Origin of the sequence: Maribacter cobaltidurans, assembly GCF_002269385.1 — a bacterium.
Classification (GTDB): Bacteria; Bacteroidota; Bacteroidia; order Flavobacteriales; family Flavobacteriaceae; genus Maribacter; species Maribacter cobaltidurans.
On the sequence record NZ_CP022957.1, the window covers coordinates 4,375,577 to 4,401,567 of the forward strand.

At 40.1% G+C, this 25,991-nt stretch carries 26 protein-coding genes; 8 read left to right on the forward strand and 18 right to left on the reverse strand.

What is annotated here, in order from left to right; translation table 11 throughout:
• Positions 1-6 precede the first annotated feature (6 nt).
• From hypB to CJ263_RS19740, 9 genes are all read right to left on the reverse strand, one after another.
• Positions 7-705: a hydrogenase nickel incorporation protein HypB gene (gene hypB, locus CJ263_RS19700; protein WP_072878679.1), complete on the reverse strand. Its 699-nt coding sequence runs from the start codon at positions 703-705 to the stop codon at positions 7-9.
• A gap of 31 nt (positions 706-736) precedes the next feature.
• A complete protein-coding gene (locus CJ263_RS19705) occupies positions 737-1,084 on the reverse strand; it encodes a hydrogenase maturation nickel metallochaperone HypA/HybF (RefSeq protein ID WP_036382147.1) in 348 nt (115 codons plus the stop codon).
• 7 nt (positions 1,085-1,091) lie between these two features.
• On the reverse strand, positions 1,092-2,573 hold the full coding sequence (locus CJ263_RS19710) for a hypothetical protein (RefSeq protein ID WP_072877979.1): 1,482 nt from the start codon (positions 2,571-2,573) through the stop codon (positions 1,092-1,094).
• Positions 2,548-2,805 carry a hypothetical protein gene (locus CJ263_RS19715; RefSeq protein WP_036382140.1) on the reverse strand — a complete coding sequence of 86 codons (258 nt, stop codon included), beginning with the start codon at positions 2,803-2,805 and terminating at the stop codon, positions 2,548-2,550. The genes CJ263_RS19710 and CJ263_RS19715 overlap by 26 nt, the downstream gene beginning before the upstream one ends.
• A complete protein-coding gene (locus CJ263_RS19720) occupies positions 2,802-3,122 on the reverse strand; it encodes a hypothetical protein (RefSeq protein ID WP_051947244.1) in 321 nt (106 codons plus the stop codon). Before CJ263_RS19720 ends, CJ263_RS19715 begins: the two co-directional genes overlap by 4 nt.
• A gap of 8 nt (positions 3,123-3,130) precedes the next feature.
• Entirely contained in the window at positions 3,131-3,598 is a 468-nt protein-coding gene (locus CJ263_RS19725) for a hydrogenase maturation protease (RefSeq protein ID WP_036382137.1), read from the reverse strand.
• Positions 3,599-3,677: 79 nt separating this feature from the next.
• Entirely contained in the window at positions 3,678-5,270 is a 1,593-nt protein-coding gene (locus tag CJ263_RS19730; RefSeq protein ID WP_036382135.1) for a nickel-dependent hydrogenase large subunit, read from the reverse strand.
• Positions 5,271-5,291: 21 nt separating this feature from the next.
• Positions 5,292-6,254, reverse strand: a complete 963-nt coding sequence (locus CJ263_RS19735; RefSeq protein ID WP_067037452.1) for an NADH-quinone oxidoreductase subunit B family protein — start codon at positions 6,252-6,254, stop codon at positions 5,292-5,294.
• Positions 6,255-6,462: 208 nt separating this feature from the next.
• Positions 6,463-9,357 (reverse strand): Tn3 family transposase, encoded by a 2,895-nt coding sequence (locus CJ263_RS19740; protein ID WP_094998668.1) that lies wholly within the window; start codon positions 9,355-9,357, stop codon positions 6,463-6,465.
• Positions 9,358-9,732: 375 nt separating this feature from the next.
• Here CJ263_RS19740 and CJ263_RS19750 point away from each other — a divergent pair, with 375 nt between their 5' ends.
• Entirely contained in the window at positions 9,733-10,233 is a 501-nt protein-coding gene (locus CJ263_RS19750) for a hypothetical protein (RefSeq protein WP_094998834.1), read from the forward strand.
• A 5-nt stretch (positions 10,234-10,238) separates the two neighbouring features.
• Here the strand turns inward: CJ263_RS19750 and CJ263_RS19755 are convergent, their stop codons facing one another.
• The 4 genes from CJ263_RS19755 to folE all read right to left on the reverse strand — a co-directional run bounded on the left by CJ263_RS19755 (position 10,239) and on the right by folE (position 12,942).
• On the reverse strand, positions 10,239-10,679 hold the full coding sequence (locus CJ263_RS19755) for a monoheme cytochrome C (protein ID WP_094998835.1): 441 nt from the start codon (positions 10,677-10,679) through the stop codon (positions 10,239-10,241).
• A gap of 18 nt (positions 10,680-10,697) precedes the next feature.
• Positions 10,698-11,918 (reverse strand): sulfite oxidase, encoded by a 1,221-nt coding sequence (locus CJ263_RS19760; protein ID WP_094998836.1) that lies wholly within the window; start codon positions 11,916-11,918, stop codon positions 10,698-10,700.
• Between the two features lie 52 nt (positions 11,919-11,970).
• Positions 11,971-12,270, reverse strand: a complete 300-nt coding sequence (locus tag CJ263_RS19765) for a hypothetical protein (RefSeq protein ID WP_094998837.1) — start codon at positions 12,268-12,270, stop codon at positions 11,971-11,973.
• A gap of 72 nt (positions 12,271-12,342) precedes the next feature.
• On the reverse strand, positions 12,343-12,942 hold the full coding sequence (gene folE, locus CJ263_RS19770) for a GTP cyclohydrolase I FolE (protein WP_094998838.1): 600 nt from the start codon (positions 12,940-12,942) through the stop codon (positions 12,343-12,345).
• A gap of 207 nt (positions 12,943-13,149) precedes the next feature.
• Here folE and CJ263_RS19775 point away from each other — a divergent pair, with 207 nt between their 5' ends.
• From CJ263_RS19775 to CJ263_RS19785, 3 genes are read left to right on the forward strand one after another with little or no spacing between them, the layout of a single operon-like run.
• Entirely contained in the window at positions 13,150-13,830 is a 681-nt protein-coding gene (locus tag CJ263_RS19775) for an ABC transporter ATP-binding protein (protein WP_094998839.1), read from the forward strand.
• A 9-nt stretch (positions 13,831-13,839) separates the two neighbouring features.
• Complete coding sequence (locus CJ263_RS19780) at positions 13,840-14,397, forward strand: CPBP family intramembrane glutamic endopeptidase (protein WP_094998840.1); 558 nt, start codon at positions 13,840-13,842, stop codon at positions 14,395-14,397.
• Positions 14,394-15,158, forward strand: a complete 765-nt coding sequence (locus CJ263_RS19785) for a TIGR02757 family protein (RefSeq protein ID WP_094998841.1) — start codon at positions 14,394-14,396, stop codon at positions 15,156-15,158. The genes CJ263_RS19780 and CJ263_RS19785 overlap by 4 nt, the downstream gene beginning before the upstream one ends.
• Here CJ263_RS19785 and CJ263_RS19790 read toward each other — a convergent pair.
• The 3 genes from CJ263_RS19790 to CJ263_RS19800 form a co-directional block, all read right to left on the reverse strand.
• Positions 15,155-17,053 carry a cytochrome-c peroxidase gene (locus tag CJ263_RS19790; RefSeq protein WP_094998842.1) on the reverse strand — a complete coding sequence of 633 codons (1,899 nt, stop codon included), beginning with the start codon at positions 17,051-17,053 and terminating at the stop codon, positions 15,155-15,157. The genes CJ263_RS19785 and CJ263_RS19790 overlap by 4 nt on opposite strands.
• Positions 17,054-17,059: 6 nt before the next feature.
• A complete protein-coding gene (locus CJ263_RS19795) occupies positions 17,060-18,673 on the reverse strand; it encodes an alkaline phosphatase PhoX (RefSeq protein ID WP_158657207.1) in 1,614 nt (537 codons plus the stop codon).
• A gap of 197 nt (positions 18,674-18,870) precedes the next feature.
• A complete protein-coding gene (locus CJ263_RS19800; RefSeq protein WP_094998844.1) occupies positions 18,871-20,007 on the reverse strand; it encodes a Gfo/Idh/MocA family protein in 1,137 nt (378 codons plus the stop codon).
• Between the two features lie 140 nt (positions 20,008-20,147).
• On the opposite strand from CJ263_RS19800, the gene CJ263_RS19805 reads away from it, so the two are divergent.
• Positions 20,148-21,638, forward strand: coding sequence for a S10 family peptidase (locus CJ263_RS19805; RefSeq protein WP_094998845.1), 1,491 nt, complete (start codon positions 20,148-20,150; stop codon positions 21,636-21,638).
• Here the strand turns inward: CJ263_RS19805 and CJ263_RS19810 are convergent.
• Positions 21,635-22,066 (reverse strand): hypothetical protein, encoded by a 432-nt coding sequence (locus CJ263_RS19810; RefSeq protein WP_199768154.1) that lies wholly within the window; start codon positions 22,064-22,066, stop codon positions 21,635-21,637. The genes CJ263_RS19805 and CJ263_RS19810 overlap by 4 nt on opposite strands.
• 318 nt (positions 22,067-22,384) lie before the next feature.
• On the opposite strand from CJ263_RS19810, the gene CJ263_RS21040 reads away from it, so the two are divergent.
• Genes CJ263_RS21040 through CJ263_RS19825 form a run of 3 tightly spaced genes read left to right on the forward strand, consistent with a single transcriptional unit; the run spans position 22,385 to position 25,055 of the window.
• On the forward strand, positions 22,385-22,648 hold the full coding sequence (locus tag CJ263_RS21040) for a hypothetical protein (RefSeq protein WP_158657208.1): 264 nt from the start codon (positions 22,385-22,387) through the stop codon (positions 22,646-22,648).
• A 7-nt stretch (positions 22,649-22,655) separates the two neighbouring features.
• Complete coding sequence (locus CJ263_RS19820) at positions 22,656-23,345, forward strand: SGNH/GDSL hydrolase family protein (protein WP_094999328.1); 690 nt, start codon at positions 22,656-22,658, stop codon at positions 23,343-23,345.
• A gap of 3 nt (positions 23,346-23,348) precedes the next feature.
• Positions 23,349-25,055 (forward strand): phytoene desaturase family protein, encoded by a 1,707-nt coding sequence (locus CJ263_RS19825; RefSeq protein WP_229702468.1) that lies wholly within the window; start codon positions 23,349-23,351, stop codon positions 25,053-25,055.
• On the opposite strand, the gene CJ263_RS19830 is transcribed toward CJ263_RS19825, so the two are convergent.
• Positions 25,052-25,924 (reverse strand): phytanoyl-CoA dioxygenase family protein, encoded by an 873-nt coding sequence (locus CJ263_RS19830; protein WP_199768155.1) that lies wholly within the window; start codon positions 25,922-25,924, stop codon positions 25,052-25,054. The two genes, CJ263_RS19825 and CJ263_RS19830, sit on opposite strands and share 4 nt — an antisense overlap.
• Between the last annotated feature and the right edge of the window lie 67 nt (positions 25,925-25,991).

Sequence of the window (25,991 nt, forward strand, 5' to 3'; positions counted from 1 at the left end):
TAGCCATTATCCTTTCTTCCGTTCAATTTTCTCCAGTAACCAATCACACCAAGCATCTATTCCCTCTCCGTTCGTAGACGAAACTTGTAACACTTCTATTTCATGGTTTACCTCTCGCGCATCCTTGATTACGGCTTCTACTGAGAAAGGCACGTAAGGCAATAAATCGGCTTTTGAAACGACCATCATATCGCTGGTCAAAAACATTTTAGGATACTTTTTGGGCTTGTCATCACCTTCTGTTGTTGCCATTAAGGTAACGCGATAGTCTTCACCCAAATCGAAAGAAGCCGGACAAACCAAATTGCCCACATTTTCTATGAACAATAAATCAATATTCTCCAAGTCGAATTGGTCTAAAACCTGATGCACCATTTGAGCTTCCAGATGGCAAATACCTCCCGTTACTATCTGCAGGGCATGTATGCCGGTCTCCCGAATACGCTCTGCATCACGTTCCGTTTCTAAATCTCCGACCATCACGGCCATTGTTATTTTATCCTTTAGTTTTTCTGCGGTTTTCTGCATTAAGGTGGTCTTACCACTACCTGCTGATGAGGTTATGTTGATTAAAAGAGTATTGGTTTTAGCCATTTCCTTTTTAATAATATCCGCTACAAAATCATTTGCTTTGAGCAAATTGATATTAGTGTTCTCGCATTGCACAGTTCCTCGTGCCGCCTTTGTTGATTTATCTACGCTCATCGTTTTTTTGTGTTTATAAAGACCTAATGGTCTAGTCATCAAATTCTATTTTGTGAATCAACATTTCCTCCCCTTCGATTACATTTTTACTTGGTCGTTCGCAATTTTCGCATAGAAACCTGTAATTCTCCACATTGGTAACATGATCGCAAACTTCACATTGAATTTTCAATTGTGTCGATTCTATTTTCAAAGCAACGTTCTGAAATCTGCCATCCCTTAAATGATAAACATCATATGCGTTGTGTAGCAAACGCGGTTCTATGTTCGAAAGGATTCCCACTTTCAGGTGAATTGCTTTCATCTTCTGGAGTTTCTCAGCTTCAAACTCTTGTTCCAAAGTCGCAATAATGCTATTTACGATAGATGTTTCGTGCATAACCCTCCTAAATTAAACTTTTTACTTTTTCCAATTCTTGGAGATGCTTCTCAGCTTGTTCTAGTATACCAGCATCTGTCACCAAAGTTTTCACTTCCTCGGCTTTTTCCTTCATTTCTTCATATTTTTTCAACTCCTCCTCACTAGTTTCGTTATGTGTAAGCCATCCCAATTCCAATTGATTCATCAAGGTCAAAGCACGTTCAAAGGGATATGCTTCTGCCGTTCTCACCTCAAGCGCTTCCTCAAACAGACCAGCTGCTTTTTCAAGATTGTCATGAATTTTTGCTGGAGGAAAATGCATTAACGCTGTCGCATAATTATGACTTGCCATTGCATTTTCATACGGATACTTATCTTTTGTATAAAAAGCCAGAACTTCTTTGAAGGATGATGCACAAAAGGCCGTCCACATTGGTTTCTCGTCAGCACCTACCGGAATTTCAGAATAAATTAACGCCAGATTGTGATGTACATCTGCAAATTTCTGAGGATGTGTATCTCGCTTGAACACTTTCAATACATCCTGAAAAGCATTAATGGCTGCTTTATAATATTGAGGACTTCCATTCTTTGACCAAGTATATAATAGAATCGCTTTTTTGAATCCGGCCTCTCCCAAGAACTCCGGAATATCTTCTTCTTTAAAATATTGAATCGCTCTATTAATAAGTTCTTTGGATGCAACAAAGTCTCCCTTAAAATTGGCAATTTCTGTTGCATCGACCAACAACATTCCTGCCTGTATTTTCAGGTCTTTTGCTTCGAATTGAGCAATGGCCTTTAACTGCAGTTCATGAACTTCTTCTAACATTTGACTATCATAAGGCACTTGTAATTGTGCCATTAAAATTCCCGCTAAATGGGTATTCATTGCATTTTTGGCATCTTCTGAAATGGCAATTTCGAATTGTTCTTGCGCCAGTTGTTTTGCCTCCTGCAATTCACCAGAATCGAGAAGTAAATTTAGGTAGTGTTTAGCCGTAAATACCTTGACTTCATCATTTTCAGCTTTGGAAAGTGCTTCAGAAAACTCTTTTTTAAGTCCCTCATTGTTTTTGGGGTTTTCTACGACACCATAATAACTTAGAACTGCACTGTTGTGCGGCGATGTATTGTAACAAAAATCTACCATGTCAGGCGAAATCTCATAACCGAATTGCAAATGTGTTGCAATCAAAAGGTGGTGGTATAGCGGATGTTCTTCAGAAACAAACTCAAAGGCCTTTTGATGATTTCCAAGCTTATAGAAAACCAAGGCCAGTAGATTTTGCCTGTTAAATGGAGTCGCAGGAAATATATAAGGCGGTTCCAAATCATACCAATCTAAAGGAACTGTAATTTCATCCGATGCTACCACCAAGGTTTTCAGGTCATCTATAGTTTCAGCGTCCTCGGTTATGCCAACCAACTCATCCAATCTATCTACCGATGCAATCGCCTTCTGAACCTTTAGGATGGCATCAGTTGTTGTTAATATCGTAAGCATCTTTGTCTACTTTTTGTGTACCTCGTGGGTCTTTTGCAGCTGTTTGCTGTATATTTCTACCATAGATTTCAGCGAGTCGTTCCGAACGGTAATCACCGATAACTTGAACCAAAACCTCGTTAGGGTCTTGGGTATTTATAAATATGAGCGAAACCTCCCAACGTCCTTTTACAGGGGTAACCTTGTACTGCACCTCGGCATCTATTAGCCAGTCGTTTTTTGGTTTTGTCATGAGATACTCACCTTTATCAAATTCGTTTTTTCAATGATTTCATAATCCAAATCCCTGTCAGTCATATCTAAATCATTGTCTATCAATATCTCTCGAATAGCTAGGGTTTTATCACCTTTTAAATTACGTGATTTCAATAGAAACTGAGTCGGTTTGTACATTTTAACGAACCATTGACTCGAAACAGGAGTGATTAAAACCTTACTCTGCTCTTCCACATAGGTGACATACGCGTAATGAATGTCTCCGAAGATGGGTTGAATCAATTCATTGTCCAAATAAATATGTGAAGTCTTCAGGGTGATTTTAGCACTCACGTAGATATCTATAAATTTAATTCTTCCAAAATATGTTGTACGACTTTATCACCTGCTTCCTTCACCACGTCACTCAAATCAACTTCTAGCTTGGTATTTTCAATCGCCACTAAATACACTTGAATATCTTCTGGATACTCATCTTGTAATATTTTTTTCGTGTACGATAAAGCCTGGTCCCATTTCATTCCATGGAGAAAAACCATCGGGTCATCTTGAGGTGCTTTCATTACTTCTTCCGCTGGGACTTTAAACAAAGTACCCACAGGTTCATTGCTATTCAGAACTGCATCTGCCAAAATAATCTTATCATGGCCTTTTAAACCAAAAAGTACTTCAAAGGCAGCTGTACCCATATCGATAATGCTTATGTCGTCAGAATCGGGAAGTTTTTCCCGCAACTGTTCTATTACATAAATGCCTACTGCATCATCGCTGCGCACCGGATTTCCAAATCCCATTATTGCCGTTTTCATCTATTTTTCTTTCTATTAAAGTAAAAAACTTTCCCGAGGTCACCCTCAGGAAAGTCTCAAAAAAACTACATGTCAGAAGTTATAATTTGAATCTTGATAGCTCAACGCCACTTTGCGCATCATGGGCATGTACCGTACATACCAAACATGAATCGAAAGAGCGCGCTACAATACCTACTTCTACTGGATCTAATGGGTCTTCGATCGTTGTGCCCAAAAGAGCGGTCTCAATAGGTCCTGGATTATCATTACCATCTTGCGGACCAACATTCCAAGTTGTTGGGGCCATAACTTGATAGTTTTTGATAACACCATCTTTAATTTCAATCCAATGTGCTAAGGCTCCTCTTGCTGCTTCCGTAGCACCAAAACCTTTGCCGTCTTTCTCAACAGGTTTGGTGTAGAACTCACCATCTAAATCAATTTCAGATAACCATTGTTCAATGAATTTATAGATTCTAGGAGCTTCATGAACTCTAGCAAGAACTCTAGTGAATACGCTAGGCCCTAGCTTTTTCATGATATCACCAAATAAAGGATCTCTAATTTGATGTTCCTTATTATTTGGGTTAGCGTTCATAATCACCCTAGCCAACGGACCAGCTTCAGCAGCATGTCCGTCATAACGCGGAGCTTTTGCCCAGCTATATTGATTATCAAAGTCACTATCATGCAATGTCTGCGATTTCATAGGTGTCGGAAGCGGTTCATCCCAAGGGTGAAGCCCATCTTCTTGGTCTTTATACCACGAATGCTTAACGTGCTCGCTCACTTTCATGTGGTCAAACTCATGATAATTTTCACCATCAAAGAATCCACTTGAGCTAATTAAGGCGTCATTTCTACCTTCAATAGTTGGATTATTATATCTGTCTTTATGCAAGTATGTTCCTGTTGCTAAGAATTTACCAACACCTTGACCGAATTTATCCAAACCAAATTCGATACCCGCACGAATCAACAATCCCAGATCACTATTCTTTTGAGATTCATTTTCTTCGACCCACGCCAACATGTCGTCCCAAGATTTGATTTCCATATAACGCTCGATAGAGCAACCTAACCAAATCGGTTCTAACCAATCGTTTTTAAATTGTGCGAGTATAGCATGAGCTCTGGTAATATCCTTTAAGGTAGGAGCGCACATCACCCCACCCGGCACCATGTAACTTGAGTGGGGCCATTGACCACCGAACAAGGCATAAATCTGAACTGGCAGTCCACTTGCCGTCAATCCCTTTTGAAAGGTTTCTCCGACATAGGCGGACCAGCGTTTTACCACTTCCTTATATAAAGGTTTATCGGCATACTTTTTATTAGCTAAATCCGTGGCGAAAATCGCATAATACCATCTTGGGATACTTTGAAGGGTTTCCGAAGCCTGACCAATCGCTCTCAACAAAAGAGCATTTGGGGTTAGCTTTGTTCCCCAAGCAGTATCTAATGCCGAGGATGCACAATATAGGTGCGACCCTCCACAAATACCACAAATTCTAGGAGTAACAATGAGTCCCGATTGTGGATCCTTGCCTGCCATGATTTTCTCAAAACCCCTGAACATCGCTGCTTGCGTATGGGCGCGTGTGACTTTGCCGTTGTCAATATAGACCTTCACATCCAAATCGCCCTCAACACGACCAACGGGAGATATATTTAATTCTGTTACTGACATTTTTATTCTTTTTCGTTGCTATTATTTTGAACCTTCCTTAACCCTATGGTTTGTAGGTAATACTTTCTGGAAACCGGCCTCTAAATAGTAAGCCAATTTGTTCCTACCCTCTGGGACTTCTTTAGGAAATGTACCCATGTACTTCATGGTCTTAAAAACACTACCTTTCATAAGGTCGTGATGTGGAAAGCCAGGTTCGGTACAGCCCAAACAAGGATGATTAGCTCGGGTTTTACTAGATTGTCTGTTCCACAATATATTGTTACAACTCGCTCTTGTCATTGGGCCTCTACATCCAACCTCGTAAAAGAGGCATCCGTTACCCCTTTGGCCAAATCCACCATCGACTTTTTGTGCAAAGTTGACTACGTTGGTACAACCTGTCTGAACAAAGTCGGTAAAAAACGTTTTTGGCCTGTGGTAATCATCAATAAGCACATCGCCTATCCTTCCCACAGAAATCGCGACAAGAATTTGAGTAATCCAATCTGGGTGCGCAGGGCAACCTGGTATATTTATTACTGGCAAACCACCTTTTGAAACATAGTCAGGGCCCAAGAACCCACCCTTGTTCTTTTTATGGAATTGCATTCCAGTAGATTCACTAGGGTTTGGCGGAACTGCAGGTATGCCTCCCCATGTTGCGCAATCGCCAATAGCGACGACATAGCCCGCAACTTCTGAGAGTTCCTTAATCCAGTCCTTCATCGGACGGTCAGCGAATAAGTTCATGGTTCCTGTGTTATCCGGGCCTTGAATTATCGAGCCTTCAAAAACAAGAATATCCATCTGCACTTTTCCTGCGAGGATATCCTTTAATAGGTCTTGAACTTGGTCCCCAATCTGTAAACCGGTTGTTGGGTGCCATAAAATGTTTAGCCCGAAATCGGTAATAAGTTCTACCACCGTTGGTTCTTCGGCGTTCAAAAAGGACATTGTGTTGCCACTACATGCACCTCCTTGTAACCATAGTACATTTGCCATAAGTCATTTGATATTTATTTTAAAAGTAATGAAAATAAGAATATGATTCTTATTTAACAAAATTTTTAGAGTATTTTGCGTTATTTGGAATATATCTTAATTATTCATGACAACCTCTTAAAATAAAAAGTCTGTAAGCTAATTTAATTTCAGATGAACTAATTGAGTTTCATGAAAGGAACCATTTTTGGTACAGAGGATGATTACCCTACACGGCCAGACCGAGGTTTTTGTCCATATCAAGCTCAAACTTCCCGTAAGGGTTCACATGTGCATGTATCAACGGGCTCAATGCTCGGTAATCTTCTTTTGAAAACCTGTCCATCCATCCGTTCTCGGAAACCACACGTTGGATCATAAGTGTGTTCACATAGACTAAACAGTTCTGGAGCAGATGAAGTGCAAGTACGGATAGTTCCTGTTCTTCCAATCGGTTCGAGGAAACTTCACCACTTTTTCCAAAAAAAATGAAACCGTTGGCAGAGTTCCAATTCTCTATCACGTTCAGCCCCCCGTGTATTTCACGTCTGATGTCCCCATCGGCAAGGTACCTGCAAAGGAATATCGTTTTCACCGCCTTTCCTAGTTCCTGCAGGGCCCTGTATGTCGGATGGCTCTCGTTACCCCTGGTGAACCTCTTTAAAATTGATTCAGGGTCGGCGGTACCCTGTTCCAAAGCAGCGGTATATTTTACCATTTCATCATATTGCCTCTCGATGATTTCCCATTTGATACCTCTATTGAGTATCGGTAAAAGGTTTTTAAGTTCTTTCTTTAGGGAAATATCGGGTAGGTAAAGTTTCTGGGAGGCAATATTCTTCAACCTTGGCATTAGTTCAAACCCCAAGAGCTTGCAAAAAGCAAACGCGACCTCACTCTGACCGTGGGTGTCCACAAACTGTTTTTCCACCTTCATATCGGTACAATGCTTGAGTACACCTTCTATCATATTGGCCACTTCTGATGAGGAACATTTCTTTAGTTGGGAATAGATGCAGGTGGATCGCGTGTCCACGTGCCAATAGATCATAACGCCCCTTCCTCCATACCGGATGTGCCATTCCGCCATCAGGTTCTGGTCCCAGGACCCGAACTTTTTGGAATCGGAGGCACATGAGGTCGTTGCCTCGCCCCAGAGTTTGGTGTCCTTTACGGAGAATACCCCATTGGCCACTTCCCTAATGGCACTGCGCAGGGAATCTTTGTGTACATATACATTCTTTACATGACGGAGCTCCTTGTAGCTTACATTATTACCTGACGCTATTCTTTTAAGTCCCATATTGGTTCCAAGCCCATAAAGAACCAACAATAGTCTTTTTCTGAGCTGTTCCGGTGTCAAACGTTCAGATGTCCGGATACTCTTGAACAATTTTGTGAACCCGGACCAACTGTCCGCTTCGCGAAGGATTTCCAAAAGTGATGTCATTGGCCATCTGGATTGTACATCTCCCTTGAGCGCATTTATGTTCGGTGGGTCCACGAGCGGGTCCATGGGGGAGAGAACAATGTTCTTGATGCCGCTTTGCCGTAATCTTACATACTTGTTGGACGGCAAGTTTTCATTTAACGTTCTCAGTGCGATTTCCATTTCTTCCTTTAATCCCTTGGTAAATTCCACGGGGTCGTTCTCTACGCCCAACCGGTCGTAATAAAATTTCCTGTTCATATTGAAGTCTTTAGGTACATCCTCATCGGGATTACGGTACCTATCGGCTCCTTCAACCCATATTTCCTTGCAACGGAGCCTCTTTCTCAAAGCTTCAAGTACTGCTATTTCATAGTCTATCCGATCCATATCGCCTTTGCCCATCCCTTTGACAAGTTTTACAAAGCTGGGCTTGATGATGTCCGAAGTGGGAATCGAGTCATCGTCCATTGAGAATTTTGAGTTTGGCATAGGGTTCTCCAACAGCCAATCTATCGCGTCCAAAATAGGTACGTGCAGATCGTTGTTCGACCTGAAGGTAAGACTGCCCAATATTTTCGGGACCATTCTCCGATAATGTGAGGAATAACTGGAACGCACCAATCCATGGATTTCATTTTTGAAACCCTTACCGGAATATTTATACTCCTTGACGATATCGGAAAGCTTCGATTTATTTGCAATGGGAAATATTACCCTATTGATGGTTCCTTTAGGGTCCTTCAATGATGCCTCGGCGATTCGGGCCAATATTGTCGTCTTACCATAAACGCGTTTCAATTCCTTTACCAGTGCGGTCTCTACTTTCTTTTTTGCCTTCTTTGATAGTTTTCCCACAATGAGAATGAAAAGATCCACAAGGTCATCTATGATTTTTTGCCTTCTGGAAAAAAGAAAGACACCCATCAGGGTATCCCTAATATATGGTGGGTGTCGCCTTATCTCCCAAGCGGATTCCGAAGCTATTCTTTTGTACAATCTTTCCCTAATCTTGGGATGTATCCCACCGATTTCTTGAATAGGAATTGCGCAATCCTCTATAAATGCCAATTTGTCCAGCTCATCAAGAACGGTTAGAAGGCCAACACGTCCAGGATCTGAACGAAGCCAAGTAAACGAACCCTTTTCGCCTGGATCGCTTCTCAGGCAACGGTCGAATAATTCCGTTGTACCCCTTCCCAACAATGATGCAACCTGATCGAAAAATCTGTTTTCAAATTTCGAGAGTGCAGTGGAAATTATACGGGAAAGTACTTTTTCCGTAGGAGCTGAAAGTTTATGTTCAAAGAACCATTTAAGGCAAACATCTTCGATTTCTGTTTTTGTACTTCCAAAGGGAAGGATGTCGTCAATCAAAAAATCGATAAGATCTTCGCGGTGTTCTTCATTTGTTTTTTCAACGCCCAAGAATTTTAATATTTCTTTACGATGACGTTCTGCGGTTCTTTGCGACCAATCATACTCATTTAAAATAGATTCATTGGTCTCCAACTGTTCACTTAAATGGGAAACCAGACCACTTACCAAACTTGATTTACTTTTAGGAAATGAACCTGTGGATAAATATTGTTTCAATTGGACTGCAAAAGCCAGTTTATGGGGAAAGCTTTTATTCTTCAACAATATTGACTCATCGTAGGTCAGGTACCAATCCTGATACTGGTTTTGTTCCATGTGTTTTTGCCACAAATTAGCATATTTATCTTAATACGCTATATTTGAGATAAATTCGATATCAGTGTTTACAGGGCTTGTGGGCTAAGTTGTCGCTTTATGCAGCTATGAGGTCACTACCCCTTACAAATTACATTACGACATGAGCCTAAAAAACCAAACGATGGTACCTTGGCCGATGCAGGTGGCGAAACTGATATTGCCCAAAGTTTTTCCCTAGTTGTTGAGTAAAACAAAAGGGGTTGCTCCATAAATATTTTTAAATTCTATAGATTACTTTGTTCAAGTTATGAAAAAGTCTTTCCAATAAATTGGAAAGACTTTTTTCGTTATATCCACGTTATACCCCCAATATTTAAATTAAACACAACGACATTGAGCCACCTAAAAGTATCCTTAGTCATTATCACAGCTTTTATCTTCGTAAACCTGCATTCACAGGAAAACACCTATAATTATTCGGATTTCCAGGCCTATGAATTCGTTGAAAACGGTGTTACTATTGATTACTCAACTTTAACGGAAAATCATTTTGGCTTAGAACAAAATTTTCATGACAGCTATCCTAAAGTTAATGACATGTTGTCCGTAAATAACGATTTTCATGCACTCAATAGGCGACTAAACATGGAATATCCATTTAAAAGAAGGAGACATCCCCTAGAAAAAACAGGTAGGATATTGACGTACATAGGAGTTCCTTTAGCCATAATTGAGGGTATCATGGTGGCAGGAGCAGATGAACTTTATTATGAATGTGTCAACGGTAATTGTTATGGTGATGCACGAGGAGGTTTTGGAGTGGTTATACTGGGCGCAGGCACAGGCCTTGCAGGCACAGGAACAGTTCTATGGGTAATAGGGAGTAAGAAATAGCTAACTTATTTGCCTTCTAATGTATACCATTCAATATCTTCTAACACGGCCCTCCTCCCCTTCTTAAAAACAGGGTAATTTGTAGTCAAGTAGTCCACGATTATTTTCTGATTATCTCCCAAATCCCAGAGACCTTGAGTTTCCTGCATCCATCGAATAGTGGCATTCCACTGTTCTTTGGTCATTCTATTCTGGATAATCAGTTTGGAGGAATGGCATGTGGTACAATTGGTCACAACTTCTTCCAGACCTTCTCCCTCTATCAATCCTGTGCTAACATGTATTCCGTCAACAATAGTATTTTGACTTTCTACTTCATTGTCAATTAATTCGGGGTTGGCATTGGTTACAACCTCAGAGTCCCTTATAAACAAAAAAATCACACCCATGGAAATGAGTATTAGCGCCGCAATGGCTAAATAGGTATGTATCGGTTTTCTATTCATGAAATCACTTAAAGGTACTTATACTACTTTTACTGCAATTCTATGACAGGCATTGTTTAGATATCCTTTTGGATTCCAACCAGGTAGCACCATGGGCTGTTTATTGCCCTCACTATCCGTTGCCCTTGCCCAAACCTCATAGTATCCCTTTTTTGGAAATTTAATCAATCGGTCAAAATGTTGCCAGGCCAAACGATTCACGGGAGGTTTTAAATTACACGTATGCCAAGATGTACCAAAATCTATGGAACACTCCATTTTTTGAACCTCAAATTCTCCCGCCCAGGCATGTCCGGAAATGTGAAATGCAGTATCCATTGTTATAATGGCTCCAGATTTAGGAGAAGTTATCAAGGACTTAACGGGCATGGACTCAATGATGCACATATTTTCATCCGCCACGGTTTCTCCAGGAGCTACGGTTTCACAGGGAACACGATAGGAGCTTCCCCCCATTTTTTCGCCATCGTGGATTTTATTTCTAACACTGATTCTATTGATCCATTTACCCGATACAGAAGCCGGCCATCCCCCGGCGACCAATCTTAAAGGGTAGCCATGTGCCAATGGAATATCTTCCCCATTCATGGCAAATGCCAAGAGTGTTTCATTTTGCAATGCCTTGGACATAGGCGCTCCCCTTGATATGGACTCTTTATTGGGGTTTCTGCTGAGATGAATATCCGCACCATGATAGCCAATATAAACAGCATCTGGTTTAATACCAACATCCTCTAAAACATCGCGCAGCCTAACTCCCGTCCATGCTGCACAGGAAACAGCCCCTATTGTCCATTGGTTTCCTTTGGCAGGTGGGTTAAATTCACTTCGCCCATTACCCCCACATTCCAAGGTCAATTGATATGTGTAATTTGGAAATTTAGATTTTAATTCTCCAAGTGTATATGTTTTCTCTTGTTTTACGGACTCACCGTCAATCTTTAATGTCCATGTTGATACATCAATGTTCTCTGGAATGATTCCATTGTTTCTAATGAACATGTATTTGTTTGGGGTAATTTCATCATTTAGAAGGTGCGCCCTGGCCTCCATGTTCCAAGGTTTATCATTAAGTAGGACCATTTCCGGGTCCTTATTGAACATTTTAAATGGATTTGGGTCTTGGAAGGCCAACGGAACATAGTCTTTAGGCATTAAATTCCGGTAGACAATATCGCTGAACACTATTGCGGACAATCCACCGAGACCGGTCTTTTTTACGAAATTCCTTCTTTTCAAGATGTTTGGATTTGTTCCTAAAGTTACATCTTTTCAAGCATTTTGGAAGAAATTAGACCTCGATCGTCTTGTGTTTTTTGGAAGACTTAAATACATAGGTATAAAACCACATTATGGTAAAAGTGGGAATGACATCCAAACCTGGTATTATCTCTTCAACGAAAGTTATAACACCGGCTGCCTGACCTATTTTCCCTTTGTACATTCTTGTCATGAGCCAACCCGACAAAGGTGCCCAAATAACGTCAGAAAATTCTCCGATAAATGGAATGGCAAAAGACAACATTCCAATGGCATCAAAAAGAAGCCCAAGGAATAACTGCTTATATTTTTTGTCTTTGGTCGTCGTCATATAGTAAAATTAAAAATCCTACCTAATTGAACAACAACAATGCCAAGAAAAAACTCACTGATTTTTATTTAATCAAGATAGATCAGAACTGATCAATTTTAAAAACTCGTTTCGAGTCTCGATTTTTTCAAATTGACCTCTGAATCCAGATGTAGTGGTCACCGAATTTTGTTTTTGTACACCCCTCATCATCATGCACATGTGGGATGCTTCTATAACAACAGCCACGCCCTTGGGCTTCAATGTATTGTTTAAACATTCCAAGATATCATGCGTAAGGCGTTCCTGAACCTGAAGTCTTCTGGCAAAGACATCGACGATTCTAGGAATTTTACTTAGACCAACAATATGCCCATTGGGAATATAGGCTATATGTGCCTTTCCAAAAAATGGAAGCATATGATGCTCACACAAGGAATACAATTCAATATCCTTTATGATGACCATATCATCATAATCTTCCTTAAACATGGCCCCTCTTAAAATTTCCTCGGCATCTTGTTTATATCCCTGAGTAAGGAAGAGCATCGCTTTGGCGGCCCTTTCAGGAGTTTTTAGAAGACCTTCCCTGTTTTTATCCTCTCCTATTTCATCTATGACCGACGAGAATTTTTCTTTTATTTCATCGGTTATCTCCAAATTGTATTCCTCTAAATTTCTGTATGGCGACATTTATAATGTTTAAGTAAATGATTAAAATATTAAACAAAAATATTCATTGTAACATCATTACTAGCTAATATATCGTTAAATTTCTTTTTAGCTATGTAAATTTTAGATTAGCCATCTCGCAAAAGAGATTATAAGGAGGTGTAATTTTGCACCTATTTTTTTATATGGCCCCCTTTCTTTAATTTCACTGACTCATTTATCCATGATATGATCAAAGCCACTAACATCCATAAATATTATGGAGCCTTGGAAGTATTAAAAGGCGTAAACCTGCACATAAAGAAAGGAGAAATCGTATCTATTGTAGGTGCTTCAGGGGCAGGAAAAACAACACTCCTGCAGATTCTGGGCACCTTGGATGTCCTCTCGAATGCCCAAGACGGCACACTTATAGTCAATGGCACCGAGACCCCAAAATTATCCGATAAGGAGCTGGCCAAATTTAGAAATGAACATATTGGTTTCATTTTTCAATTTCATCAACTACTTCCGGAATTTACGGCCTTAGAAAATGTATGCCTTCCTGCCTTTATTAAAAAAACGCCTAAAACAGATGCCGAAATAAGAGCCAAAGAGCTACTTGACTTCTTGGGACTATCACATCGTTATGACCATAAACCCTCGGAGCTTTCGGGTGGTGAACAGCAAAGAGTTGCCGTTGCCAGGGCGTTGATCAACAATCCTTCCATTATTTTTGCCGATGAACCCAGCGGAAATCTAGATTCTGAAAGTGCGGACAACCTGCACAATTTGTTTTTTGAGCTTCGCGAAAAATTTGGTCAAACCTTCGTAATCGTTACCCATAATGAAGATCTCGCAGAAATGGCCGATAGAAAATTGACCATGGTAGATGGGAAAATCGTGGACAAAGAAGTTATTCTTTCCTAAATCCTATTCATGATCGAAGAAATCATTCAATTTCTAAAAAAGCCTGTTTATCAGGTAGACAATTCCCTACGCACTAAAGAAAAATTAAAATATATTCTAAAACTCACGGTTTTGGCTATTTCTATTAGCGTTGTTCTAAGTATCCTTATAGGTTTAATAGAAACGGTATTTAGTCTGGATTTGGGTAAACATGCGATGGATGATTTTCTAGAAAACTATCCAGCAATCTACCTCTTTTTATTTGCCGTGCTAGGAGCCCCTATTATGGAAGAGTTAATGTTCAGAGGCCCCATGGGTTGGTTCAAAAATTCAAAAATGTTCCCGTATATATTTTATGTACTCACTTTGGTTTTTGGTTTTATGCATATTACCAATTACGAGATGAACCTACAAAATTTGCTGCTTTCCCCTTTTTTAGTGGCTCCCCAGCTTTCTGCCGGACTATTGCTTGGTTTTACAAGGGTAAAATTTGGACTGGTCTTCTCCATGATTATGCATGCCTTTTATAACTTGATACTGGCCGGCCCCATTTTTATCTTCAAACTGTTTGATATCCCTATCGAATGACCAAAAAGGAATTAAAGGAGTTTTTGGATCAAAAAGTTCAGGAATATAATAATCCTAAATTTTTGGAATCTGATCCCATTCAAATTCCTCATCTCTTTTCCAAAAAGGAGGACATAGAAATTAGTGCTTTTTTAACGGCCACCATAGCTTGGGGAAATAGAAAAAGCATTATCAACAATGCAAACCGAATGATGGAGTTATTGGGAAATAGTCCCCATGATTTCGTCATGAACCATAAAGGTTCTGATCTAGAATTATTGCAGGGCTTTGTCCATAGGACTTTCAATGGAACCGATTTGATCTATTTTATCCAAAGCCTAAAGAACATTTATAACCAACATGGAGGTTTGCAAGGAGTGTTTACAAAATACCAAACTGATTCCTCCTTGCAGCCCACTATTTCGCATTTTAAGGGAATTTTCTTTGAGTTGCCTTTTGAACAGAGAACCACTAAACATGTTTCTGATCCTCTAAAGGGCTCGGCCGCCAAACGCATCAATATGTTTTTGCGCTGGATGGTCAGAGATGCAAACAACCAAGTTGATTTTGGACTATGGCGAGAAATTCCACCTTCAAAATTATCTTGTCCCTTGGATGTACATTCCGGGAATGTTGCAAGAAAACTAAAACTCCTTAAGCGTAAACAAAACGATGCAAAAGCCTTGGCCGAGCTGGACAAAAATTTAAGAAAACTGGACCCAATGGATCCAGTTAAATATGATTTTGCACTATTTGGACTGGGTGTTTTTGAAAAATTTTAATCTATATTTTCGAATTCCATATCCGTCAAGGTCCTTAAAAATGCAATAATGGCCTTGGATTCATTATCCGTAAGACCCAATGAATCGGCAGGTAGGGTTTGGTTGGGTACATCAAGTCCCATCCCCTGTCCACCACCCACATTATAAAAGGTAATGACGTCTTCCAAGTTTTCGTACACACCGTTATGCATGTATGGCGCGGTCAATGCGCTGTTCCTTACCGTAGATGTTTTGAAAAAATTACGTTTTTCTGAGACCTTGTAAGGAAAATACTGTCCCAAATCCTTATCCAATTGCGGATGGTCAAAATCATCGGTTTTTGGCACGCCCAGATTTTCGAATTCAGTTTCCGAGTATTTGGGGGGAACGGTCCCGTTGAATGCCGGTGGAAAATGACACGTTGCACAAGCAGCCTTCCCCATAAATAGATTAAAACCCTGTATTTCTTCGTCAGTTAGGGATGCTTCCAAATCCTGCATATTTCGGTCAAATTTAGAATCGAACGGAGCCAAACTTCGTATATAGGTAGCAATTGCATTCCGTACGTTCAAATCTGAAATTATGCCATTGTATAGGGAATCGAACTGCACTTTATAATCGGCATTCGCTCGGATTTTTTGCTCCAAAAGCTTTAAATCGATATGAAATTCATCTTCATTGTTCGCCACATTTACGATTTGGTCTTCAAGACCGTCCGAACGACCATCGTAAAAGAACGAGGTTTGATAAGCGGAGTAACTTAACGTAGGAGTGTTTCTTTGAAGTTCTTTATTGTTAATACCGACAGCTATTTTAAGTCCGTCAGTAAAGGCTTTCTCCTTTATATGACATGTAGCACAGCTAATAGTGCCTGGGCTAGATAAAGAAGTATCATTAAAAAGTTTTCTTCCCAACTCTATTCGTTCGTCGGTCAATTGAGGTTCACGTTGTTCCGAAAACATCTTCATATTGAAAAAGTTTTTATCAAAGAGATTGTCTATGGTGGGATTTAAGGTGCGGGAGGTATTCATAATAATTCTCCAATCCTTTGCGGTTTTATTGACCAAATCCAATTGTTTATTGGTATGGCTTTTTATAAAAGTATATCTGTCAAAACTGTCAAAATCAGAAGAATTAAGGTCATTTATCGTCCCCGTAATTTCGGCCTTCCAACTTTGATAGATGGATTTGTCAGTAAAGGCATTTTCATAAATGTCGATAACCTTGCCAAGGGTTTCGTAGTTGTAAACAGCTTCGTTCAAGGAGTTGGACAGCATAGGGGAATCAAAACCCGTAATTCCCTTGGCCGCAATGTTTAAAATAGCATCACGAATCATTTTGAGGTGATGTTTATCCCTCTGATTGATCAATATGTGATTCTTTCGAACAAAAGGAATTCGCACCTTCAAATAATCCAGTACGGCATTTAGATCTTTGTTTGAAAAACCTTCTTCTTCAAACAATAGTTCCTCCAAAACTTGAAAACTTTTTGGCTGCAGTACTTTAACATCCTGATAATCGTCTATTTCGACCTTTAGAAGATTTGGCGCGTTCAGGGAAAGGTAATTCTCATAATCATATGCTATGAGCATGGGTTCCACTTTTTTATACCATTTTCTGGACTTTAGGAATAGCTCTTGATTTCTTTCGACTGAATTTGTTGTATCCATTTGCGAAACATACCATGCTGTGCTATCCAAGGTGACAAAATAGTACTCCCTAATTTCTTCATTAAAAACCGATTCCAAGTCATTTGAAGCCAACAACCTAGGTTTCTGTTCTTCTTTGCATGAAGTCATCAGTACAAATATAGTGGTCATAAAAAATCCAAAACCCTTCAATCCCATTTTGTCCAATTTTTTAGCATAGATAAAGAGGGTTTCTCGCACGAGAAACCCTCTTTTTTTAAATTTCATTACAAATTATCTGGGTAACCCAGTTAACTTAAAAAGGAAAGAGCCTTCCAAGGTGGCACTAGATTCATCAATAGCCGTTGGATCCACGAATTTCAATCCGTCCGCACGGACTGCAGTTTCTGGAGTCGTGCTAAAATTCCAACCATGAACTTGCGCACCGCCCATAAAAGTAGGCTCAGATGCCCCGATGATATCGGTTACATCAATGAGTCCTGTTATTTCCCACATATCGGTCGTTGTTCCAAGGCCAAGTCCCGCCGCAACTGTTTGGTTGCATTCCATAACTTCTGTAAACGCCCCTGTATTCAAATCCAATTGCCACAATTTTGCAAATCCGGAAATATCAGCATTTAAAGAGGCATAGCCGTTGGGATCTTCTTGGATGTACGCATAGTTTTGGGTAACCAAGATATTGTCAGGGGAATGCAAGCCATCTCCTTTTCCTCCTTCTAAATCACCATCAACCACAACCGTTAATTTGGCATCAGCAGTAGGGTCATTTGGGTCCAGCACTAACTTATATACTCTTCCAAATCCAGTTCCGCGTAGGTTTAAGTCAGGGTTGTCACCTCTAATTCGTCCAGTTGCATTAAAGTAAACCTCTCGCTCGGCACTTGCTGAACCCTTTCTCCAATCTATATCCTCAATTCTCTGGAATCCTATTGCCGAAGAGTCAATTGCTTCTTGGTTCAGTTCGGCCAAGGTCCTTTCAGTAACCTCTACCCACTCTACATCATACTCTATATCTTCTGCCATTCCCATTTCAAATAATTGTCCGCCAGCACCGGGTGCGGATTCAACAGGATTTTTCCCTCTCAACACATATAGTTTTCCACCATAAAGGTCACCCCTGGAACCAACATACATTCCAAAATGTGCTTGTGGGTAGGTATTATTACTATCATCGTCACCCATAAATACCACGGTTTGGGAAGGATATGCATTTTTTCCGATCACAACGGCATTTTCAGTAGACCATTCCCCCATTGCAGGAAGTCTTTCCGCCTCTACTCTGTCCTCTGCTGCCCTAAAGGGATTTATTTTATAAACACCCTTGGCGTTTCCTCCCCATTCCCCACCGGAAAGGTACAATGGGCCAAACCCATGTTCTTCAACCGTTACGGAAGAACCGGAACACATGGCGGTAAAAGCAGTGGCCGTTGAATTTACAATGTAATCCCCTTCCATGGGTTCTAAATTTGAGTTCATTCGGATACGGGCAATCGAATAATCAGCCTCCAAATTGTTGATAAACGCATACGTACCATCTCCATAAGGATATAGAGCGGCACCGTCCATGTAAGACCCGTATACAAAGGTGGAGTCCGTCTCCAGAATATCGGCGGAAGATAAAATCATTTTAAGGTTGGCGGAACCGGCAAAGGAACCTTTCAATTCAAATACATCGTCCGGAATTACGGAACTGGTCAATGGTACCATCTCAGCTATGTTAAGGTCCTGCCCGTCCTCCCCATCTTGACCATCTACTCCATCCCTTCCATCAACACCATCAACACCGTCACGGCCGTCCATACCGTCTTCTGGATTACAACTTACGGCGGCAATTCCCAGCAAGGAAAGAGCACAGACTTTAAACAATAATTTTTTTGATTTTTTCATTTCCATTCTAGTTTTAGGTTACATGAAGCCCAAAACTAAAAACCGAACCTTTTAAAAAGGTTGGCTGAAAATTAGTAATCCATTAACTAAACATTACTAAACCGTTATGGTGTAAATTAATAGTGAATTTGAAGTGAACAAATCCTAAATAAATAGTTAAAAATATTTATAAGTGATTGATTTATAGTGTATTATAATTATGGTACTATTCCCATATTCCCCAAATCAAGCATTTGTTTTTTACCACCTTCTGCAATAGACCTATAAATGGCTTCTACAATAATCATGTCCCTTTTGCCCATTTCACCGGGCGCTACATTTGGAGTACCCAGAAGAATGTGTTTTGCAAAATCGTCCATTTGCAGGGCTTGCTGCCTTTTATGGGGAAAGCTAATAACGTTTCCGTTGGATGTTCTTCCGCTAATGGGCCCATAACTATGGGCAGGTTCCAGTTCAAACCAGCCTTTACTGCAATGCGATTTTAACCGATTTCCATTGGCATTATGGGAAGTCATCATATGTGCCACTGCACCCGTTGGAAATTCAAACTGGGCCGTTATGGTCTCATCCGTCTCCTTAAAATATTCTGGTCTTGTACTAAATTCCTGTGCAGATACTGAAGAAGGATTTGAACCACATCCGTATATACTGGTCTGAATGGAATAAACGCCCATATTCATTAAAGCACCCCCACCGGATAACTTCTTGTTCAAACGCCACTGGTTTGGATTGCCTCGTGAAATATATCCGGCATCAGAGGATACGAAATGTACATCTCCAAATGTTTTTTCTGCCACGTACTTTTTCACTTCTTTAGTATATGGGTCCGATTGCATTCTATATCCAACCGATAATTTTACACCAGCTTCTTTACATGCCTTGATTATAGCGTCGCACTCTTCGACACTTATGGCCATTGGCTTTTCACAAATCACATGTTTTCCAGCCCCAGCAGCCCTAATACTGAAATCGGCATGCATACTGTTGGGTAGTACCACATATACAATATCAATGGCATCATTCTTGGCTATTGTATCAAAATTTTCATAGTTGTAAATATTCTTTGAGGGTATATCGTATTTATCCTGCCAAACTTTTTCCTTTTCAGGGGTTCCTGTCACAATACCAGCCAGATAACAGTGCTCAGTATCCTGTAAAGACGGAGCCAATTGATAGGTACTATAACTGCCCAATCCAACAAGAGCAATTCCAAGTTTCTTTTTATCCTGTTTTGTACTATTTGCACAGGCTAGACTTGTCCCTCCCAATAAAGCAGTGGCAGTGATCCCTTTCCCCATAGTCGCACTGAAGTCCCTTCTAGAAAATAGTTTCATTTTTAATTAATATTTTATGAATTATCCATTTTGATACTCCATTAAATATAGCAAGAATAAAATTGAATAAATTCCATAGCTGCATAAAATGGTATTCCTTAATAAATGGTTATTTTTAAGCGACTAATTCAAACTAACTTATGAAACATTATTTATACTTATCTGTACTTTTTTTATTCCTCAATTTTCAAATTAACGCACAGGGTAGAAATTTGCCCATTGATACGGTTGTGACCACACAACACAGTGTTAACATCAATGGAAACGCCATAAACTATACTGCACAAACGGGAACCCAGCCTGTTTGGGATGAACACGGTGAACCCATAGCCTCTTTACATTATACTTATTATACTCGGAATAATGTGAAGGACAGGGCATCCAGACCTTTGTTGATATCCTTTAATGGTGGGCCCGGTTCCGGATCCGTTTGGATGCATTTAGCCTATACAGGCCCCCGAATTTTAAAGATTGATGATGAAGGGTATCCCATACAACCGTACGGAGTTAGTGAAAATCCATATTCCGTTTTGGATGTTACTGACGTGGTTTACGTAAATCCGGCCAATACGGGCTACTCAAGAACTATTCCTGAATCCGGCGAAAAAGTGGACCGTAAAAAATTCTTTGGTATCAATGCCGATATTAAATACTTGGCAGAATGGTTAAATACCTTTGTAACAAGAAATAACAGATGGCGTTCGCCCAAATATCTAATTGGTGAAAGTTACGGTGGACCAAGGGTTATGGGACTTTCACTGGAATTGCAGAACGCACAATGGATGTATCTCAATGGGGTGATTTTAGTATCGCCAGCAGATTATAAAATTATACGAAACGAGGGACCCGTTGCAGAGGCCATCAATTTGCCGTACTATACCGCTGCAGCCTGGCATCACAAGGCCTTACCTCCCCAATTACAGAACAAGGATTTGCTTGAGATACTTCCAGAATCGGAAGAGTACACCATAAATACTTTAATACCAGCTTTGGCCAAAGGAGGATTTATTCCGGATAATGAAAGAGCCGCTGTTGCTGAAAAAATGTCCTATTATTCCGGTTTGGATGCCAAGGATATCATCGACCAAAACCTATCTGTTCCTACTTCGTTCTTTTGGAAGAATCTTTTAAAGGAAAGAGGGGGCTACACCGTTGGACGGTTGGATTCCCGTTATATGGGACTGGATAAACAACTTATGGGTATGCGTCCAGACTATAATTCCGAACTTACTTCATGGTTGCACAGCTTTACACCGGCCATAAATTACTATCTACAGGAAGAATTAAAGTTCAAGACCGATATAAAATATAATATGTTCGGTCCTGTTCATCCATGGGACAACTCTGATGAAAATACAAGAGAAAATTTGAGACAGGCCATGGCACAAAATCCATACTTGAACGTTATGGTACAATCAGGTTATTATGATGGTGCAACCACCTATTTCAATGCTAAATATTTGATGTGGCAAGTGGACCCCAGTGGTAGGATGAAAGACCGTTTTAGTTTTAAAGGTTATCGTTCCGGTCACATGATGTACCTAAGAAAAGAAGACCTTCAAAAAGCAAATAATGATATACGGGAATTTATCAAAAATACTTTGACAAACGGTGAAAGTGCCAAATACTAGTATTTTCCGGTAAGAACACCTGACGATATTGCCAAAACGGAAAGCGAGGTATCAAGGGAAAGGTTATTGATTGGTTGTTTATCATGTTCAAGTTCCAATCCAATAGCATCCCTATAAAGCTGCTCTCGCTTTCTTTTTTTCTTTTGCTTGAAGACATCAATGGTAACGCCAACGGTTACACCACCCAAAACGGTAGCCAATAAATCTTCATTATCCCATCCACCATATTGGTTTTGATCAATGCCCTCTTTGGCCAAACCTATGAGCAGGCTACCCCCAACCGACCCCGCAAAGGTCCAAGCACGATTACCATCGGAAATTTGATTGGCCAAGCCCGCTCCTACCATACCAAAAAGGTTACCACCAACAAAGTGCAAAACTTTGTCTTCACCCAATTGGGAGAATCCTTTAACGGTAAATAAAATCATACAGCAAAAAAGTAGCAGAGTCCTCATACTCGGCAAATATATAGAAAGCGTTCTTTTGGTCATGTTTTTTTCTAAAATAACTAAACTATAAAATAGTATATTAGGGCTTTATTATCAATTTTGGATATTAAGGCCTTTTTAAGAACAAACACAACAATTCATTTGGCGTTGGTTGCTGGAGTGACGGTATTCCTTATCTATTCTTATCTACAATCAGAAGAAATTAATGCAGAAATGGATTCTTCAAATCCATTTTTATATTTGGTCCCAATATTTGCAATAGTGGGTTATTTTGGAAGTCAGTTTATATTTAAAAAAATGATTTCTTCAGTAAATAAGGACGTATCCTTGGAAAATAAATTGAAAACGTACCAAACCGCATCCATTATTAAATATGCATTGTTGGAAGGTCCGGCCTTTTTTGCCATAGTCGCCTACAGTCTTACGGGCAATGCCTTGCCTTTGGTCATTGCAATCTGTTTGGTTTTATATTTGGCCGTCCAAAGGCCAAATCTTCATAAGTTAATGGATACACTACCCTTGACTTCAGATGAAAAAAGAAAACTTCAACATAATCAATAATATACAAATGAAAAACATCAAACTTTTATTTATGGGAATTCTCGCCACATTTTTATCCCAACATACCGTTCTTGCCCAGGATTGGGCCAACCTAAAAATGTTCCAAGATGCAAATGAGGAAGTTGGTTTACCAAAAAAAGGTGAGGATAGGGTCGTCTTTATGGGAAACTCCATTACCATAGGGTGGTTGAATTCCAGGCCTGAGTTTTTTGAAGGCAAACCATATATCAACAGAGGAATTAGTGGCCAAACAACGCCACAAATGTTGATTCGTTTTAGACAGGATGTCATAAACTTAAAGCCAAAGGTCGTGGTAATTCTAGCAGGAACCAATGATATAGCGGGCAACACAGGACCTTCTACTTTGGAAATGATTATGGACAACATAAAGGGAATGGCAGAACTGGCCCATGCGAATGACATAAAAGTGGTTCTATCCTCTACATTACCGGCATATGATTATCCTTGGAAACCGGGTATGGAACCCGCGGACAAAATTGTAGCCTTAAATAAAATGATAAAGGAATATGCCCAAGACAAGGGCCATATTTATCTTGATTATTTTTCCAAAATGGCCGATGAACGAAATGGACTTCCAAAAAAGTATGCTGAGGATGGAGTCCACCCGACCATTGAAGGTTATGAAATCATGGAGCCACTTGTTGAAAAAGCTATTGAAAACGCGTTGAAAAAATAAAATTTGACCGTAAAAAACAATTTAGGGGATATATCAAACCAAACGTGGGACTCTATTATTATAGGGTCAGGGGCGGGTGGTCTATCCGCTGCTATATGTCTAGCGAGAGCAGGTCAAAAAGTGCTACTATTGGAGCAGCACGATGTTCCGGGAGGTTGGTGCCATAGCTTTTATTTAAACGGTCACCGTTTTACACCCGGTGTTCACTATATAGGGTTGCTAGGAGAAGGAGAATCTACAAGTGACCTATACAAAGGATTGGAAATTGCCAATGATTTAGTGTTTTTTAGAATGAACCCAGAAGCCTATGAACATGTACATTTGGGTCCGCATCGATTCGATTATCCCGATGATCCCGAGGAATTGGAAAAAAGGCTCATTGCAAAATTTCCAGAAGAAAAAAAAGGAATTCAAAAATATCTAAAACTTGTAAGGCTGGCGAGCGAGGAATTATATTCGCTTCCCTATATAAAAGGGTTTTGGCAAAAGTTGACCTTACCATATAGGACCAGACATTTTGGAAAATATGGTCTGTTTAGCCTGAGAAGGGTTATCAATTGGCATGTAAAGAATCCGCTTTTAAGAAATATTCTTAACATACAATGTGGAGACCATGGGGTTCAACCCCGCAAAGCTGCATTTATTCTACATGCCGCATTGATGTTTCATTACTTCAAAGGAGGCTATTATCCCATGGGAGGTGGTGGTGCGCTGGTAAAAGCCATGAACAAAAGGTTTAAATCTTATGGTGGTGTACTTAAAACGTCCACTTCAGTTAAAAGAATTCTCATCGAAGACGAAAAGGTAAAAAAAGCCATTGGTGTAGAGCTTCAGGACGGAACGCAAATTTTTGGAACCCACGTCGTTTCCAATGCTGACGTTGGCATCACCTATAATAGGTTAATCGGACAACAATACCTCAGTCCAAAACTGAGGAAGAAATTGGACAAAACCATCTATTCCTGTACTTCCTTAATGTTATTCCTTACGGTAGATATGGATGTGAGGAAAGCTGGACTGGATTCTGGCAATATCTGGGTGATGCCGGACAGGGACATGGATGATTATTTTGATGAAGTAATGAACGGTAATCTTAAGAAGATTAAAGCTTTTGAGGGAATGTTCATTAACTGCACCACCTTAAAGGACCCTACGAGTTTTGATGGAAAAAACCATTGCCTAGAAGTAATTACTTTCGTAGACTATACCTCTTTTGCACCATTTAAGAATGAAGATAAGCAACGCTCTGAAGCTTATTTGCAATACAAGGAAGAACTGACCCAAAAAATGATTTTAAGCCTTGAAAAGGTAATCCCTAATATAGGTGAACATATTGTGCAAAAAGAATTAGGTACGCCCATAACCAATGAATATTATATCAATACGACAAATGGGAATGTTTATGGGACTGAAAAAAGCCTGAAGCACATTGGACCTTTCGCCTTCAAGGCAAAAAGTGAAATAGAGAACCTCTTTTTATGTGGTGCCAGTATCTTATCACATGGAGTCGCCGGGGCTGGACATTCCGGAGTAAATACGGCTGCTATTATATTGGGAAAAACACCGGACGAACTCAAGGAACCTCGGGATGGTCAGAAATTAATGATCTTAGAAGCCGAGGACGATCCAAATAACTATCCGGATGATATTCTAAAGAAAATACAACTTCGGCAAAAGAGAAGATCAAGCAAGGAAAAGCTTCCTATTTAGGGGTATAGCAAAGGAAAAAACTTACCCTCCATTTTTTGACCTTTAGGAATGGGCGGAACACCTTTGAGGAGTTCATCGTTGGTATTACTTACGGTACCATCAGCAAAAACATTTAAAACAAAGGCCCTACGGGGTCTATCGGACCGGTTTTCATACGAGCCATGCACCAACAAGGGATGATGGAAGGTGGCGTATCCCGCTTTCAATTCTATAGGTGTCGGATTGAATTCCTTACGCTGTTCTTTTGAAAGATGGTTCAAGAGGCCATTCATATCGCCGGCCAGCTCGGGGGCGTCCAACAAACCCCATTTGTGGCTTTTGGGAATATAATGTAAGCAACCATTTTCAGTAGTAGCATCATCCAAACCTGTCCAGCAAGTTAAATGTTGCATGGCAACGGTTCGCGTCCAATAGGAATAATCTTGATGCCACGCCACTACCCCACCGTGTTTTGCCGGTTTATAAAAGACTTGATCATGCCAAAAACGAACAGCTTTATTTCCCAATAACTGATATGCGGCCATTATGAATGCCGGATTCCAGAGTACGTCATGAAATCCCTCGGTTATTCGCCAATGGCCCAGTGAATGAAACAATATGGAATCCGTATCACTGGATTCATTGCTATGAAATTCATAGAAAAGGGAATGCGCAGGATGCTTGGGGTCCATTATTTCATCCAATTCTTTTTGTAATTGCTGAACTTGGTCCTGATCCAAGAGTTTAATCCCAGAAAGGAAGCCGTATTCATTAAAATGTTCTATTTGGTCTTTGTCCAGCATGTAAGTTTCCCACTCCTCCCTTGTTTGTGGGAGGTGGAACAGATCTGAAATCAATACATGTTCTTCCGCTAAATCTTTAAACCCCATGTTCATTTAATATTTTGTGCCTTGTTTAAAGATACTGAAATCTATTTTCTATATATACAAAAAAACA